Origin of the sequence: Gilliamella sp. B3023, from assembly GCF_026536845.1 — a bacterium.
GTDB classification, from domain to species: Bacteria; Pseudomonadota; Gammaproteobacteria; order Enterobacterales; family Orbaceae; genus Gilliamella; species Gilliamella apicola_E.
Genome location: NZ_JAFNNH010000074.1, coordinates 1 through 680, shown reverse-complemented (window position 1 = coordinate 680; position 680 = coordinate 1). Strand labels below are relative to the sequence as shown.

At 29.1% G+C, this 680-nt stretch carries 1 protein-coding gene; it reads right to left on the bottom strand.

Going from position 1 to position 680, the window contains the following annotated elements; all coding sequences use genetic code 11:
• Nucleotides 1-439: hypothetical protein (locus J3U16_RS12030; protein ID WP_267331143.1), on the bottom strand; the 439-nt coding region annotated here is incomplete at its 3' end.
• Nucleotides 440-680: the final 241 nt, after the last annotated feature.

Below are 680 nucleotides of genomic sequence, written 5' to 3'. Positions count from 1 at the left end.
TGGAAACAACCATTATCTGTCCTCTTTCTAAGTTAAAATCTAAAAGTGCATATGGTTCTACAAAACCTAAAAGAGAAAACTCCCTATCCCTGTTATCCGGAGGAAATTCGTAATAGACAACTTTTTTATTATATACGTATACAACTGTATTAGAAAGATGTTGAGCTATTCCAAAGTCAGGATTCTCATCAGAAAATTCTACTTTTTTGACATCAATATTTTGTTCCTGCATTAATGTAATATAAAGTCCACTAATACTGCCACTGATTAACCAAACTTCATCCCATTTAAAATTGGTATAATCAGAGAGTTTTATGGTTTGAGGGTGATTTTCTTCTATATCTTTTAATGCTTTTTCTAAAGGTCTTTCACTGTTGCAACTGGTTAATGTTACTATTGATATGAATGTTATCACTAATAGTATTATTATTTTATTCATTTCTAATTTCTTAATATTTTTTTGCTTTAGGTATGGCCATAAACCAGACTATGTCTTCTTGTTTAACCTCTAAATTGTTTAAAACAATTTGTTAGCAGTTTATTTCAGTTTTTTATCCATATTTTCATAGATCTTAATTGGCTTAATGGGGATTAATGTTTTGCCTTTTACTTCAAACTCAGAATTATTACTGGAAACAACCATTATCTGTCCTCTTTCTAAGTTAAAATCTAAAAGTGCA